This window comes from Rhodococcus sp. G-MC3 (assembly GCF_030063335.1).
Taxonomy (GTDB): domain Bacteria; phylum Actinomycetota; class Actinomycetes; order Mycobacteriales; family Mycobacteriaceae; genus Rhodococcoides.
The window spans coordinates 85,578-99,305 of sequence record NZ_JASISW010000001.1; the positions used below are offsets into that span (position 1 = coordinate 85,578).

Below are 13,728 nucleotides of genomic sequence, written 5' to 3' on the forward strand. Positions count from 1 at the left end.
TTGATACGCACACGTCGATGACGTCGGCGATGGAATCGAAACCATCAGTAATCGCCGCGGACAACTGTTCGATCAACCGTGCCTGGTCCCGAATCAACGAACTGCCATCGCTCGATACACCTGCGATACGAGCGGACCGCGTGGTCAGGATGCCTCGAGCGACCGCGCTTTCACGTGCGACCACCATCGACCTGAGGCGAGGGGGTCGCAACCCTCTGGTCGTTGCAACGCTTGCGATCCCGGCGCCCCACTGCGTCGAGTCCGGAGTCGAACCGGGATGTCACGAAGCACGCGGCCGCAGATATGCGTCGACGGCATAGGTGATTTCGGTGACGAGTTCGTCTCCGGGGATACGCGCAGCGACCATGCCCGCGGACTGTGTTGCCGACTGCACCATCAACAGCACCACAGTGGCGAGGTGAATCGGATCGCCGTCACGGACCGACGAATCTCGCTGTCCTCGTTCGATTACAGGTAACAAGGCATCGATGATCGAGGACTGACTCGTTCCGAGTCGGTGCAGGATGTAGGTCGCAAGTATGTCGGGGTCGGACTGCAGGATCTTCACGAACAACGGATGCGTTCGAATTGCGTCGGCCGCGGCACCCGCCGCAGAAGAGATCTGCAGGCGCGCAGACGGAACAGGAGCAAACGACGGCATGAGAGATCCGATTTCGCGGGTGAGCAGGCTTGAAACGACCGCTCGTGTGTCCGCCCAACGCCGGTACACCGTGGGGCGACTCACCTTGGCATGCCGAGCGATCTCTGCCAACGTGGTGCGCCGAACGCCGTATTCCAGAATGCACGATCGGGCGGCATCGAGGACTTGGTCTTCGACGGAGACGGCCCCTGCGTCTGGAGAGGGCACAGGGTCGGGAGAGGCCGCAGGGTCGGGAGAGGCCGCGGGATTGGAAGGGTCGGGAGAGGCCACGGCCTGCTCGGTCTGCCACACCTCGTTCACTGCCACACCCCGTTCACGTAGCTGTCGGTCAACGAAACAGGCAACCGGAGACCGGGTTACACACATGCAAGTTTTGTAACACCATAGATCATGCGTGAAGAGTGCCGGTGGACCTGCTCGGTGCGTCGTCACCGACGATGACATGGAATTCGTGAGGCACCGCGGAAACCAACATCCCGTCGGCGTCGGGCCCAGGTCGGAACGGCACCTACGATCTATGAAAATTGCGGTAGACCCGGGCGTTGTGCCGAACCCTGGCAAGCTGATGCCGTGAACCGAAATTCGCGGGTCCGAAGCCGTCGAAACCGATGACTGCAGTGACGGTCCTGACCAATCCGACGGCAGGCAACGGGCGCGCCCCGAGAGTGTCGGAAGCAGTGATCGCGCGACTGCGCGAACGTGGAGCGCACGTCACTACTATCGAGGGTCGAACTCCGGGAGATGCGCTGGAGTCAACGAGACGCGCCGTTCGGGCGGGTTGCGAGGCTCTTGTCGCTGTCGGTGGCGACGGGCTGGTCAATCTCGCGCTTCAAGCCGTCGCCACTACGGCGACAGCTCTCGCTGTCGCCCCAGCGGGTACCGGCAACGACTTCGCACGACTGCTCGGGGTACCGCTCGACTCTCCGTCTGCGGCGGCCGACATCGTCATGGACCACACAGTGCGTTCGATTGATTTGGGCCGGGCCCAGGATCGGTGGTTCGCGACAGTGCTTTCGACTGGATTCGACAGTCTCGTCACCGAGCGAGCCAACAGAATGCGGTGGCCGACCGGTCCACTGCGGTACGCCCTGGCAGTGATGTTGGAGCTGACCAAGTTACGGCCGATTGCTTACCGGATGGAAATCGACGGCCGGGTGCTCGAATTCGACGCGACCCTGGTCACCGTCGGCAACGGCCCGACGTACGGCGGCGGCTTGGCCATCTGCCCTGCAGCTGCCGTCGACGACGGATTGCTCGATGTCACGATCGTCGTGGCGTCGAGCCGCACCCGGCTTGTTCGACGTTCCCCCACCTTGTTCCAGGGCACTCACGTATCGCTGCCCGAAGTGGAGACCCATAGGGCGAAATCGGTCCTGCTTGCTGCCCCGGGGATGACCGCCTACGCGGACGGTGAGCGTTTCTCCGCGCTCCCCGTCCGCATCGAGTCCGTTTCTCGTGCCGCCAACGTACTTGTGGGCCGTTCGTCGCCGCTCGCATGAATCCCGCGTCGATTCACAGAGTGGTCAGGTCCCTTTTCTCGCCCGCAGTGATCGCCTTGTAGAGCCAGTAGATGCCGAACACGATGGCACCGGCCACTGCGACCCAGAACAGCCCCTTGATCACGGCTCCCAGGACGGCGAACGCGAGCCAAACGAGGACGATGATGCCCAGGATTTTCCAGATCATTCGTTTCCCTTTCCCTTGTGTCACTTCCGATCGTGGCACGAGCGGACCGTGAAATGACCAGGTCGCCGGTGATTTCAGGGAAAGATGGGTGAACACCCTGAGGGAAACGACTTACATGTGTCGGCCGCGAATCTCGGCCAGTTCAGCCAATGCGCTGGCCCATCCGTCGAGTCGATCCGTTGCCGAGACGAGCTCGGCTCTGCGTCGGTCTACCGCGGTCGACGGCACGCCGCCGGGGCTGGTGAGTCGAGCAGCGGCAGCCACCAAGTCCTCGTACTGATCGACACCCGAGAGAAGTTCACCGGCAGCGCCGGCGATGGTGGTCACAAGGTGTGCACCGGCCCGGGCGTTCGCATCCGCTGCGCGTTCCATGGCGACGATATCGGAGGCCATCTCGGTGAGGGCACGTGCGGCGGCGGCGGCCACATCGTTGGTTTCGGTCAGCTCTACTTGATCGACGAATTCCGATCGAGCAAGAATGCCGGACAGTTCGAACAGGCTCTGCTGAGCACCGACGAGCCGATTGATCGGCTCGTACGCCGCCGACGATCTAGAGGGCAAGACCGTTTTCCTCGGCCTCTCGACGGGAAGTGGTTGCCCCCGCAGGCGCCGAAACCTATTGAACGCGAACACTGCTGGTATCGCGAACACCGCTGCGGTACCTCCGGTTGCCAGCATCGTCCACTCCGGAGCTGATGCTGCGGCGAGTCCTGCCGTCGATACTGCCGAGACTCCCGAGGCAGACCCGAACCATGACCCCCGGCGCCGAGCACGACGGATTCGCCGAATCTGCTTCTGCCGCGGGTCGTTCCAACGGCTCACGGCCGCCGCTGCAGATTCGCCGATCCGCCTGGCGTTGCCTGCCGCGTCGCGTACCACCGATACTGACTCCGAAACGGGCATGGCCGACCACGTCCGTGGTCGGCCATGCTGTTCGTTCGTCATTTTCCCGCTCCGGAACGTCCTGCGTCAGTTCTGCGCGGGAGGTTCGGGGGTTGCGTTCGGGGACTTGGCGATAGACGGCTTGGGAGCCGCCGAGTTGCCCGACGGAAGTGAATCGCCTGCCATCGACGCACGGATCTGTTCGAGGCGGCTGTGGCCTGCCATCTGCACGGATGCCTGCTGGACCTCCATCATGCGGCCCGACACAGTGTTCTGTGCCAGCTCCGCCGAACCAAGGGCATCGGCATAACGACGCTCGATCTTGTCGCGTACCGCATCGAGGCTCGGGGTGTTTCCCGGCGCCGACAGAGTGCTGTCCATGGAACGCAGAGACTCGCTGACCTTCTCCTGCATCTTGGCCTGCTCGAGCTGGCTCAGGAGCTTGGTTCGCTCGGCGACCTTGGCCTGGAGCGCCATCGCGTTCTGCTCGACGGCCTTCTTCGCCTGGGATGCCGCCTGCAGCGACTGGTCGTGAAGAACCTTCAGGTCTTCGACTCCCTGCTCGGCAGTGACAAGTTGCGCCGCAAATGCTTCTGCAGCATTGGTGTATTGGGTTGCCTTCTCGACGTCGCCTGCGTTCGCTGCCTGATCGGCGAGAGTGACTGCCTGCCGAGCGTTGGCATTGAGCTTTTCCACCTCGTCCAACTGGCGACTCAGTTTCATCTCCAGCTGGCGCTGGTTGCCGATCACCGACGCGGCCTGCTGTGACAGCGCCTGGTGCTGTCGCTGCGCGTCCTCGATCGCCTGCTGAATCTGAACCTTGGGGTCAGCCTTCTCGTCGATCTTGGAATTGAAGAGCGCCATCATGTATTTCCAGGCTTTGACGAAAGGATTAGCCATGGGTTGATCCTGCCTCCATCTTGAGCGCCATTACACGCGTAGGGGGTCGGCTGACGTGTGCAGCGACCATCGATGAACTGCCCGTGTCACGAGGATACTGGCCGAGTCGGTTTGACGTGAGAACTGCTTCCACCCTAGTGGTAGCACCTTCGCTCCCGCTCAGGCAGCCGCAAGGGCGCGCGCGGGAGCAGGGATCACCACACGGGTGTCGCCGTCGATACGCGGCGACGGCTTTGCCGTTTCGCTCGTGGACACCGACAAAGATTCGCTGACGTCACTCATCACATCGGCCAGCGGAACCGCCAAGGCCTCGCAAATCGCGGCGAGCAATTCACTCGACGCCTCTTTGCGTCCACGCTCGACCTCGGACAAGTATCCCAGGCTGACACGTGCAGTATTGGAGACCTCGCGCAGCGTACGACTCTGCGCGACGCGAGTGCGCCGCAGACTGTCGCCGAGCGCTTCACGCAGTAACAGCGCCATCTCGCTCCTCCTCATTCACGAACGAACCATTCGACATCGTCCTGCTCGAAACCATTTTGTCCGAAATCATGTTTCGACCGTGTTCTCGTACTTCTTTATCGACCATCTTCAGCTACAACGCGGGACAGGGTTCGATTGGTTCCCGACCTTATACGGCTGTGGGGACACCCACCCGTCGAAGCAGTAACGACACGGCTTCGCGGACTGTATCGCGCCGAATGGTCCAGCGGTCTCCCGACAGCAAGCTGGTGGAGCGACGTACCGCCCACGAGCGGATCGCTCATGAGCTCACGCCTCGCCGCAGACGAATGGCTTGCACCAAGTAGTCCAATCCGGTGTAGACCGTCAGGAGGACGGCGAGGCCCATCAGCGTCACCGAGGCGAAACGAACGTCGTCGGGAAGCGGCAACAGATACATCCCGATGGCGACACTCTGAACAAGTGTCTTCACCTTTCCCCCGCGCCCCGCTGGAATGACGCCGTGCCTGATCACGGCGAAACGAGCCAGCGTGATTCCAATCTCCCTGGCTGCGATGACGATGGTTACCCACCACGGCAGGTCCCCGAGTATCGAGAGCCCGACGAGCGCAGCGCCGATGAGCGCTTTGTCGGCGATCGGGTCCGCCATTTTTCCGAAATCGGTGACGAGGCCGTACTTGCGTGCCAGTTGGCCGTCGATGCGATCGGTGATCGCTGCCACCGCGAACACGACCGTCGCTCCTACTCGCCACCAGGTGTCATGGCCGTCGCCGACAAAGAGGACAACGAGAAACACCGGAACCAAGGCAATGCGTAGGACGGTCAAGATATTGGCGATGTTGACGATCGGAACCGGTTCGGTAGCGCCCGTAGCAGAGTTACCGTGCGGAAGCTGCGGCGACTGGGGCCCACGTTCGGTCATAGCGACTCGCCCTCGACCGCACACCGACTGGACTGCCGAAGGTGGACGGCGGCGAGTTCGGTGAGGGACACACGAGAAGAATATCGGTTGGCTCGTTGGTTACTGTTCACCACATGACTTCTGCGCCGAATCGGGCGAGTCGACACGACGTCGACGCGGCCGACGACCCAGCTCCGGACATCACCTCGGCCGTACGCGGCGGCGACGAGTTGGTCGTCAGACGAGCACGTACCTCGGACATCCCCGAGATCAAGCGGCTCATCGACATCTATGCGGGCAAAATTCTTCTCGAGAAGAACCTCGTCACGCTGTACGAGGCCGTTCAGGAGTTCTGGGTGGCCGAACGCGCCGGAACGGTGCTCGGTTGCGGCGCGCTGCACGTACTGTGGGCCGACCTCGGCGAGGTCCGCACCGTTGCTGTTGACCCGTCCGCCAAAGGTCATGGAGCGGGCCACCTCATCGTGGACACGTTGGTTCGGGTCGCACGCGAGCTAGCATTGCAAAAGCTTTTCGTGCTGACGTTCGAAATCGATTTCTTCGCACGCCATGGATTCGCGGAGATCGAGGGGACACCGGTCACCGCAGAGGTGTACGCGGAAATGTGCCGGTCCTATGACACCGGCGTCGCCGAATTCCTCGACCTGAGCTTTGTGAAGCCGAACACCCTGGGCAACACAAGAATGTTGCTCTCTCTCTGACAAGATTTCGGATGTCCTCACGTCCTCGACTTGAAGAAGGAAGCTTTCATGGCACTGTTTGCCGTTCACTACACCTACTCGCCCAGCACCACAGACGGACGCGACGCCCACCGCGCGAGTCATCGCGCCTGGCTCGCCAATCTTCTCGAACAGAAGGTCCTGGTCTCGAGCGGGCCGTACGTGGATGGGAGCGGTGCGCTGATCATCGTGGAGGGCACCGACGTGGAATCCGTTCGGGGGCTATTTGCTCAGGATCCGTTCGCCGTCGAGAACTTGGTCGAAAGCTCCAACATTGCCGAATGGAACCCGGTCATGGGCGCGTTCGCCTGATCCAGCTTCGCCGCACGTGAGTGGGTAGATGGGTGGTTCTGAGACCCACTGCCCACCCACGACCGGATCATTCGTCGTTCGACGGCGCAGCGTCAGGGTCTCCGCCCTTGATGGACCACAGCAGACCGTCGAGTTCGTCCGGTTTGACGAACACCTCGCGGGCCTTGGACCCTTCGCTCGGGCCCACGACACCCCGGTTCTCCATCAGGTCCATCAGTCTGCCTGCTTTCGCGAATCCGACCCGAAGCTTTCGCTGCAGCATCGACGTCGACCCGAATTGACTTGACACCACCAGCTCGACCGCCTGCAACAGCACGTCCAGATCGTCGCCGATATCCGGATCGACATCCTTCTTCTCCGAAGCCTTGGCTGCGGTGACGGTCTCGTTGTACTCGGGCTCCGCCTGATTCTTGGCGAAGTCGACGACTGCCGAGATCTCCTCGTCCGTGATGAATGCACCCTGCAGACGCGTCGGTTTACCCGCACCCATCGGCAGGAACAATGCGTCGCCCATGCCGATCAGCTTCTCGGCACCGGGCTGGTCGAGAATGACTCGCGAGTCGGTCAGCGACGACGTCGCAAACGCCAGTCGCGACGGCACGTTGGTCTTGATCAGACCAGTGACGACATCGACCGATGGCCTCTGCGTTGCCAACACCAGGTGGATACCCGCGGCTCGGGCCTTCTGCGTGATACGCACGATGGCGTCCTCGACGTCACGTGGTGCGGTCATCATGAGGTCGGCGAGCTCGTCGACGATGGCGAGGATGTACGGGTACGGCCGGTAGACGCGTTCGCTACCGAGCGGCGCGGAAATATCGCCCGAGCGAACCTTCTTGTTGAAGTCGTCGATGTGGCGAACCTTGTTGACCTGCATGTCCTGGTAGCGCTGCTCCATCTCCTCGACGAGCCACGCCAACGCCGCCGCAGCCTTCTTCGGTTGAGTGATGATGGGAGTGATGAGGTGTGGAATGCCCTCATAGGGCGTCAGCTCGACCATCTTCGGGTCGATGAGGATCATTCGAACCTCGTCCGGCGTCGCACGAGCGAGCAACGACACAAGCATCGAGTTCACGAAGCTCGACTTACCGGAACCCGTCGAACCGGCCACCAGAAGGTGGGGCATCTTGGCGAGGTTGGCACTGACGAAATTGCCCTCGATGTCCTTTCCGAGACCGATCACCAGAGGGTGGTGATCCTTGCGTGTCGACGATGCGGTCAGCACGTCGGCGAGCCGCACCATCTCGCGGTCCGAGTTGGGCACCTCGATCCCGACTGCAGACTTGCCAGGAATAGGTGCCAGCAACCGCACATTGTCGGTGGCGACGGCGTACGCGATGTTTCGGTGCAGCGCGGTGATCTTCTCGACCTTGACTCCCGGCCCGAGCTCGACCTCGTAGCGGGTTACCGTCGGCCCACGCGTGAATCCGGTGACCGCAGCGTCGATCTTGAACTGTTCGAGAACCTCGGAAATGGCCTCGATCATCGTGTCGTTCGCCTGGCTGCGAGTCTTGGGCGGGTCACCTTCGATCAGCAGCGACAGCGACGGCAGCGTGTAGTCCCCGTCGACGACGCGATCGACAACGATCTTGTCGTCCTCGGCAGGCTTGAGTTCCGCTGCCTTGACGATCGGCTTGGGCTTCGGTCGCGGCGCGGAAGGTGCCGCTGCGCCAGCAGGAACCACAGCGCCAGCAGGAACCACAGCGGCAGCAGGAACCACAGCGGCAGCAGATTCCATTACCTCGGTCGGAGCCTCGGGCGGCGGAGTCCTCCGGGCGCGGGGCTTCTTGACCGGGACGTACTCCTCGGTCGGGTAGTTGCCGTAAGGGTCCGTGCCTCGGCTGTCCACGGGGTACCCGTCGGCATCGAATCGTGCGGCGTCGTACTCGCCGTTGTCGTCGTCTCCGAAGTCCGATCCGTAGTCCGCCGGGTCGTACTCGCCGTACTCGTCGCCGCGACTGTCCGTGCCGAACAACGAGCGAAGTCGATCGGGTACGTCGCGGACAGTGGTCCCGGTCAGTAGCAGCACGCCGAACAGGCCGGCGAGCAGTAGCAGAGGCACAGCCAACCACACGGTCAGACCGTCAGCGATCGGTCCTCCGGCTACATAGCCGACGAAGCCGCCCGCCGTGGAGCGTCCCTTTGCATCGGCAGGCGAACCTGCTGCCATGTGCCAGAGCCCGAGGATCGGCAACGTCACCAGAATCGATCCGAGCACCAGACGGGGACGAATCTCGGGGTTCGGTTCGGAACGCATCAAGAGCACCGCAATGCCTACCGCGAGCACTGGGACGAGGTAGCCAGCCCCGCCGACGACGCCGCGTACCGCGATCTCGATGCCGCCGCCCACCGGACCGCCTGCGCTGAACCATACGGCGGCGGCCACGATGACACCGAAGGCGAGAAGACCGAGGGCAAGGCCGTCACGGCGATGACCATGCTCGATGTCCTTCGCTTTGGAGACGGTGCGGGTGGTCGCACCGACGCCTTTGGCGGCCATCGACCACGACGAGGAAATACCCCGTCCGACTGCAGACAGGGCGCCACCGTTCTTCTTCTTGCCGGGCCTGCGTGCTGCCGCGGATCGCGTGGGTGCGGCGCGTGAGGGCGCCTTGCGGGGCGCAGTAGGCTTTTTCGGAGTGGTCACCGTCCGTGCGGTACGCCCTCCGGAAGGCTTGGTCGATCCCCCCGACGCACGCGATGTCGACGAGCCACCGGCGCTGCCGGCTCTCGAACTTCGGGTGCTGGTTCTTCCTGCCATGGCCTCAGGCTAGTCGCAACGGCACCTTCATAACCATCCGCAACACGAGTAACAGCGCATCCGAGTTGCCCGAACAACGGGTCCGAGACCTCTCAGAAGCTCCGATCGAGCGCCTGAACAGCGTCGACATCGCCGGGTTCGCCTTCGAAGTCGATCTCCACAGCACTGCGGCCGAATGCATATAACAGCAGTTCGGACGGTCGTCCGGTCAGAACGACATGCTTACCTCGGCCTCTTTTCACCGATGCAGTTCGGCCGTCCAGAGTCAACAGGTCCACCCCGACCGGAGAAGCTCGGTACGCCCGTCTGCCGATCAACCCGGCCAAGAACCACAGCCGGTTCTGCAGATCCATCGACACCATCCGCGGAGACCATTCGGGACCGGCCCGTCGTAGATCCTCGTGATGGACGAACATCTCACCGACATTGATCAACGGATCGACGATCTTGAGCGGCGACCACAGCGGAGGACCCGAACGAACGTCGTCGACGAGGTCTGCGAACGGTCGCTGCGCGACGCGCTCCTGAACCTTGTTCGTGTAGCTGGATAGAAATGGAAGAAGTATCCCCGGTGCTGCGTCCAGCCTTCGCTCGCGGACGACCAGGTGCGCCGCGAGATCACGGGCTGTCCAGTTTCCGCAGAGTGTGGGAGCGGACTCCCCCACCGCTGTCAGGGTCAGTACTAATTCGGCGCGTTCGTCCTGTGCAAGGCTCACATCGATCCACGGTACGTGCCCCGTGCGCGGAAGGTGACCCGTGCACGATGTGTCGCGCGGCGATCCGTAATCTCGGATCAGTGCCGATCTCTGAAATTCTCGTCATTCTCGTTGCAGGATTCGGCGCAGGCGCGATCAACGCGGTCGTCGGCTCCGGGACACTGATCACGTTTCCTACATTGGTGGCGTTCGGATACCCACCTCAAATCGCCACCATGTCCAATGCGATAGGCCTCGTCGCGGGCAGCATCTCCGGCACGTGGGGTTATCGCCGCGAGCTGCGCGGTCAAATGGACCAACTGAAGTGGCAGATGCCTGCCTCCTTCTTCGGCGCACTTCTCGGTGCGTGGCTGCTGCTGCATCTACCGCCGTCGGTGTTCACTGCAGTGGTACCGGTGCTGTTGATCGGTGCACTGATTCTCGTTGTGGCACAACCCCGGATTCAAGCGTGGGCCAAACGCAGATCCGAGGCGGCGGGAGTGGCGGTCGACCACGTCAGCCGAACGAAGCTGTCGCTCTTGGTATTCGGCACGTTTGCTGTCGGAATTTACGGCGGCTATTTCACTGCAGCACAGGGAATTCTACTGGTCGGTGTCATGGGAGTGTTGCTATCGGACTCGATGCAGCGGATGAACGCGGCCAAAAACTTGCTGTCTCTCATCGTCAACGTCGTCGCGGCAGTGACGTACACAATCGTCGCGTTCGACGACATCAGTTGGGCGGCCGCAGGTTTGATTGCCGCAGGCTCGCTGGTCGGCGGTTCGGTCGGCGCCCGCTACGGCAGGCGGCTGTCCCCGTGGGCCCTTCGCGGCACCATTGTCGTGATCGGCCTGATCGGTCTGTGGCGCCTGCTCGCCACCTAGGGAGGGAACGACTCGACGCTCACACAGCTCACCCCGCCTCACGTGTATGAGACGGGGTGAGAGATCAAGAACCTACTTCTGCTTGACCGCCATGATCGTCGGTACGATCATCGGCTTGCGTCGGTACTTGTCCGCGACCCAACGGCCGACCACCCGGCGCACTGCCTGGGCGATGCGATGGGTGTCGGTGACACCGTCGGATGCAAGGCGCTGCAATTCCGACTCGACGAGTTGCCCGGCTTCCTTGAGCGCGGCCGGATCGTCGGAGAAGCCGCGACCGGACACCTCGGGAGCGGTGATCGCTCGGCCCGTCGTCGAATCGACGGCGACGGTGATGGCGATGAATCCGCCCTCCCCCAGCACCAGACGATCCGAGAGTGTGGAATCTCCGACGTCACCGACCGACAGACCGTCCACGTACACATGCCCCACCGGCACCTGTCCAGTGATGCGCGCAAGACCGTCGACCATGTCGACGACGACGCCGTCCTCGGCCAGCACGACGCGGTCCTCGGCGACACCGGTCGCCTTGGCGAGCGCAGCGTTGGCGCGCAAATGCCGCCACTCGCCGTGCACCGGCATGGCGTTGGTCGGGCGGACGGCGTTGTACAGGTACAACAGTTCGCCTGCGGACGCGTGCCCCGAGACGTGGACCTTCGCGTTCTGCTGCGTCACCACCGTGGCGCCGCGCTTGGCCAAGCCGTTGACCACCGCGAACACGGAGTTCTCGTTGCCGGGGATCAGCGAGGACGCCAGCACTACCAGGTCGTTCGCCTTCACGTTGATCTGGCGGTGTTCGCCGCGTGCCATCCTCGACAATGCGGACAGCGGCTCTCCCTGAGATCCGGTCGAGATCAGCACGAGTCGGTCGTCGGGCAGCGTTGCTGCCGTGTCGACGTTGACCTCGAGGCCCTCGGGCACGCGGAGGTAGCCGAGGTCCTGAGCGATCTGCATGTTTCTTACCATCGATCGACCGACGAAAGCGATTCGGCGGTTGTAGCGCTCCGCGACGTCGATGACCTGCTGGATTCGGTGAACATGGCTGGCGAACGACGCCACGATCACGCGCTGCTTGGCCTTGCCGATAACGGTGTCGAGCACTCCACCGATTTCACGCTCGGGCGTGACGAATCCGGGAACCTCCGCGTTGGTGGAGTCCACCAAGAACAGGTCCACCCCTTCGTCACCGAGTCGCGAGAACCCGGCGAGATCGGTCAGTCGTCCGTCGAGCGGCAGCTGATCGAGCTTGATGTCGCCAGTGTGCAGAGCGAGTCCGGCTTCGGTCCTGATCGCGATAGCCAAGGCATCGGGAATGGAGTGGTTGACCGCGAAGTACTCGCACTCGAATGGGCCATGCGTGGTTTTTTGGCCTTCGATGACCTCGACGAGGTTGGGGCGAAGGCGGTGTTCGCGGCACTTTGCTGCGACCAGAGCGAGTGTGAACTTGGACCCGATGACGGGCAGGTCAGGACGCAAACGAAGCAGGAACGGCACGGCGCCGATGTGGTCCTCGTGACCATGCGTCAGAACCACAGCTTCAACGTCGGCCATACGGTTCTCGATATGCCTGAAGTCGGGCAGGATCAGATCCACACCTGGCTGTTGATCCTCGGGGAAGAGCACACCGCAGTCGACGATCAGGATCTTGCCCTGATGCTCGAAGACCGTCATGTTGCGGCCGATCTCGCCGATGCCACCGAGGGCCACGATTCGCAGGCCCTTGAACGGCGCCTTCGGCGGGCTGCCGAGGCGGTCGGTCGGGTCGAACTCTTTCCGTGTTTGATCGCGGCGAGGGTCCGGACGCTGGGTGCGCGCCGAATTCTGCACGACGGGCTTGGAGCCCTGTGCGGGTTTGGAAGCCTGTGCAGGCTTGTCTGCTGGAGGGCCTGCGCTTCGTGTTGCGCGGCCGCGTGATCGTGCTGGTCTGCTCATACAAGTACTCCTGCTGCTCGCAGATCTGCTGCAAGCAATTCGATTTGGTCGATGCTCGGTGGCACCTGGGGAAGTCTGGGTTCACCGACGTCGAGTCCGATGAGTCGTAGTCCCGCTTTCGCGGCGGTGACGCCGCCGAGGCGCGCCACCGATCTGATCACCGGGATCAGGCTTACGTTGATGGCCTGGGCGCGTGCTATATCGCCCACCATGAATGCGGTGTGCAATTCGCGGAGCCGAGCAGGCACGAGGTGCCCGATCACGCTCACGAAGCCGGTGGCACCGACGGACAACCACGGGAGGTTCAATGGGTCGTCCCCCGAAAAAAACTGCAATCCCGTCGATGCGATCAATTCGGCGCCGGCGTTCAGGTCACCTTTTGCGTCCTTGACTGCACGGATTCGCGGGTGTTCGGCCAGTCTACGCAGCGTCTCCGTTTCGATCGGCACAACCGAGCGTGGCGGAATGTCGTACAGCATCACCGGGAGATCGGTTGCGTCGGCGACTGCGGTGAAATGGGCGTACAAACCCGCCTGCGGCGGTCGCGAGTAATAGGGGGTGACGACGAGGAGTCCGTGAGCTCCCGCGCGTGCGGCATCGCGGGCCAGTTCGACACTGTGTGCGGTGTCGTTGCTGCCGGCACCCGCGATGATTCGCGCTCGGTGACCGACGGCGGCAATGACAGCGCGCATCAGTTCAAGCTTTTCGTTCTCGGTCGTGGTGGGCGATTCACCGGTGGTGCCTGCCAGTACCAGTCCGTCGTGACCCTGCTCCACGAGGTGATGAGCCACGCGCACTCCCGCGTCGATGTCCAGCTTTCCATCTGCGGTGAACGGGGTGACCATGGCGGTGAGCACCGTGCCGAACGGCAACTGGACCGGAGGAGCAGCGTCACCGTATGTCATGGTCAGAAAG

General features: G+C 62.7%; 14 protein-coding genes. 4 read left to right on the forward strand and 10 right to left on the reverse strand.

The genetic code is table 11. From position 1 onward, the window contains the following. Positions 1-280: 280 nt before the first annotated feature. The gene (locus QMK17_RS00400; RefSeq protein WP_336620118.1) at positions 281-868 is read right to left on the reverse strand and encodes a TetR/AcrR family transcriptional regulator; all 588 of its coding nucleotides are present in this window, start codon (positions 866-868) and stop codon (positions 281-283) included. Positions 869-1,269: 401 nt separating this feature from the next. Here QMK17_RS00400 and QMK17_RS00405 point away from each other — a divergent pair, with 401 nt between their 5' ends. Next, positions 1,270-2,160 carry a diacylglycerol kinase gene (locus QMK17_RS00405; RefSeq protein ID WP_283506370.1) on the forward strand — a complete coding sequence of 297 codons (891 nt, stop codon included), beginning with the start codon at positions 1,270-1,272 and terminating at the stop codon, positions 2,158-2,160. Positions 2,161-2,173: 13 nt separating this feature from the next. Here the strand turns inward: QMK17_RS00405 and QMK17_RS00410 are convergent, their stop codons facing one another. The 5 genes from QMK17_RS00410 to pgsA form a co-directional block, all read right to left on the reverse strand. After that, positions 2,174-2,347 (reverse strand): hypothetical protein, encoded by a 174-nt coding sequence (locus tag QMK17_RS00410; RefSeq protein WP_283506371.1) that lies wholly within the window; start codon positions 2,345-2,347, stop codon positions 2,174-2,176. 111 nt (positions 2,348-2,458) lie between these two features. Next, positions 2,459-3,250, reverse strand: coding sequence for a phage shock envelope stress response protein PspM (gene pspM / locus QMK17_RS00415; RefSeq protein WP_283506372.1), 792 nt, complete (start codon positions 3,248-3,250; stop codon positions 2,459-2,461). A gap of 66 nt (positions 3,251-3,316) precedes the next feature. Continuing rightward, positions 3,317-4,129: a PspA/IM30 family protein gene (locus QMK17_RS00420; RefSeq protein WP_283506373.1), complete on the reverse strand. Its 813-nt coding sequence runs from the start codon at positions 4,127-4,129 to the stop codon at positions 3,317-3,319. A 159-nt stretch (positions 4,130-4,288) separates the two neighbouring features. Continuing rightward, entirely contained in the window at positions 4,289-4,612 is a 324-nt protein-coding gene (locus tag QMK17_RS00425) for a helix-turn-helix domain-containing protein (protein WP_283506374.1), read from the reverse strand. Positions 4,613-4,892: 280 nt separating this feature from the next. After that, the gene (gene pgsA, locus QMK17_RS00430) at positions 4,893-5,513 is read right to left on the reverse strand and encodes a CDP-diacylglycerol--glycerol-3-phosphate 3-phosphatidyltransferase (RefSeq protein ID WP_283506375.1); all 621 of its coding nucleotides are present in this window, start codon (positions 5,511-5,513) and stop codon (positions 4,893-4,895) included. A gap of 113 nt (positions 5,514-5,626) precedes the next feature. On the opposite strand from pgsA, the gene QMK17_RS00435 reads away from it, so the two are divergent. Both QMK17_RS00435 and QMK17_RS00440 read left to right on the forward strand, forming a co-directional pair. After that, positions 5,627-6,211, forward strand: coding sequence for an amino-acid N-acetyltransferase (locus QMK17_RS00435; RefSeq protein WP_442972659.1), 585 nt, complete (start codon positions 5,627-5,629; stop codon positions 6,209-6,211). 48 nt (positions 6,212-6,259) lie between these two features. Beyond that, positions 6,260-6,541: a YciI family protein gene (locus QMK17_RS00440; RefSeq protein WP_283506376.1), complete on the forward strand. Its 282-nt coding sequence runs from the start codon at positions 6,260-6,262 to the stop codon at positions 6,539-6,541. Between the two features lie 67 nt (positions 6,542-6,608). Here QMK17_RS00440 and QMK17_RS00445 read toward each other — a convergent pair whose 3' ends face one another. After that, entirely contained in the window at positions 6,609-9,302 is a 2,694-nt protein-coding gene (locus QMK17_RS00445; RefSeq protein ID WP_283506377.1) for an FtsK/SpoIIIE family DNA translocase, read from the reverse strand. Between the two features lie 92 nt (positions 9,303-9,394). Then, positions 9,395-10,018 (reverse strand): TIGR03085 family metal-binding protein, encoded by a 624-nt coding sequence (locus QMK17_RS00450; RefSeq protein WP_283506378.1) that lies wholly within the window; start codon positions 10,016-10,018, stop codon positions 9,395-9,397. A gap of 47 nt (positions 10,019-10,065) precedes the next feature. On the opposite strand from QMK17_RS00450, the gene QMK17_RS00455 reads away from it, so the two are divergent. Then, a complete protein-coding gene (locus QMK17_RS00455) occupies positions 10,066-10,881 on the forward strand; it encodes a sulfite exporter TauE/SafE family protein (RefSeq protein WP_442972660.1) in 816 nt (271 codons plus the stop codon). A 72-nt stretch (positions 10,882-10,953) separates the two neighbouring features. Here the strand turns inward: QMK17_RS00455 and QMK17_RS00460 are convergent, their stop codons facing one another. Both QMK17_RS00460 and dapA read right to left on the reverse strand, forming a co-directional pair. Beyond that, a complete protein-coding gene (locus QMK17_RS00460; protein ID WP_283506380.1) occupies positions 10,954-12,813 on the reverse strand; it encodes a ribonuclease J in 1,860 nt (619 codons plus the stop codon). Beyond that, positions 12,810-13,718: a 4-hydroxy-tetrahydrodipicolinate synthase gene (dapA, locus tag QMK17_RS00465; RefSeq protein ID WP_283506381.1), complete on the reverse strand. Its 909-nt coding sequence runs from the start codon at positions 13,716-13,718 to the stop codon at positions 12,810-12,812. The genes QMK17_RS00460 and dapA overlap by 4 nt, the downstream gene beginning before the upstream one ends. Positions 13,719-13,728 lie beyond the last annotated feature (10 nt).

What these genes read in the sequence shown, in the direction of transcription:
- QMK17_RS00405 (WP_283506370.1), top strand. Translation starts at nt 1,270, where the DNA reads ATGACTGCAGTGACGGTCCTGACCAATCCGACGGCAGGCAACGGGCGC.
- QMK17_RS00410 (WP_283506371.1), bottom strand. Translation starts at nt 2,347, where the DNA reads ATGATCTGGAAAATCCTGGGCATCATCGTCCTCGTTTGGCTCGCGTTC.
- pspM (WP_283506372.1), bottom strand. Translation starts at nt 3,250, where the DNA reads ATGCCCGTTTCGGAGTCAGTATCGGTGGTACGCGACGCGGCAGGCAAC.
- QMK17_RS00420 (WP_283506373.1), bottom strand. Translation starts at nt 4,129, where the DNA reads ATGGCTAATCCTTTCGTCAAAGCCTGGAAATACATGATGGCGCTCTTC.
- QMK17_RS00425 (WP_283506374.1), bottom strand. Translation starts at nt 4,612, where the DNA reads ATGGCGCTGTTACTGCGTGAAGCGCTCGGCGACAGTCTGCGGCGCACT.
- pgsA (WP_283506375.1), bottom strand. Translation starts at nt 5,513, where the DNA reads ATGACCGAACGTGGGCCCCAGTCGCCGCAGCTTCCGCACGGTAACTCT.
- QMK17_RS00435 (WP_442972659.1), top strand. Translation starts at nt 5,627, where the DNA reads ATGACTTCTGCGCCGAATCGGGCGAGTCGACACGACGTCGACGCGGCC.
- QMK17_RS00440 (WP_283506376.1), top strand. Translation starts at nt 6,260, where the DNA reads ATGGCACTGTTTGCCGTTCACTACACCTACTCGCCCAGCACCACAGAC.
- QMK17_RS00445 (WP_283506377.1), bottom strand. Translation starts at nt 9,302, where the DNA reads ATGGCAGGAAGAACCAGCACCCGAAGTTCGAGAGCCGGCAGCGCCGGT.
- QMK17_RS00455 (WP_442972660.1), top strand. Translation starts at nt 10,066, where the DNA reads ATGTGTCGCGCGGCGATCCGTAATCTCGGATCAGTGCCGATCTCTGAA.
- QMK17_RS00460 (WP_283506380.1), bottom strand. Translation starts at nt 12,813, where the DNA reads ATGAGCAGACCAGCACGATCACGCGGCCGCGCAACACGAAGCGCAGGC.
- dapA (WP_283506381.1), bottom strand. Translation starts at nt 13,718, where the DNA reads ATGACATACGGTGACGCTGCTCCTCCGGTCCAGTTGCCGTTCGGCACG.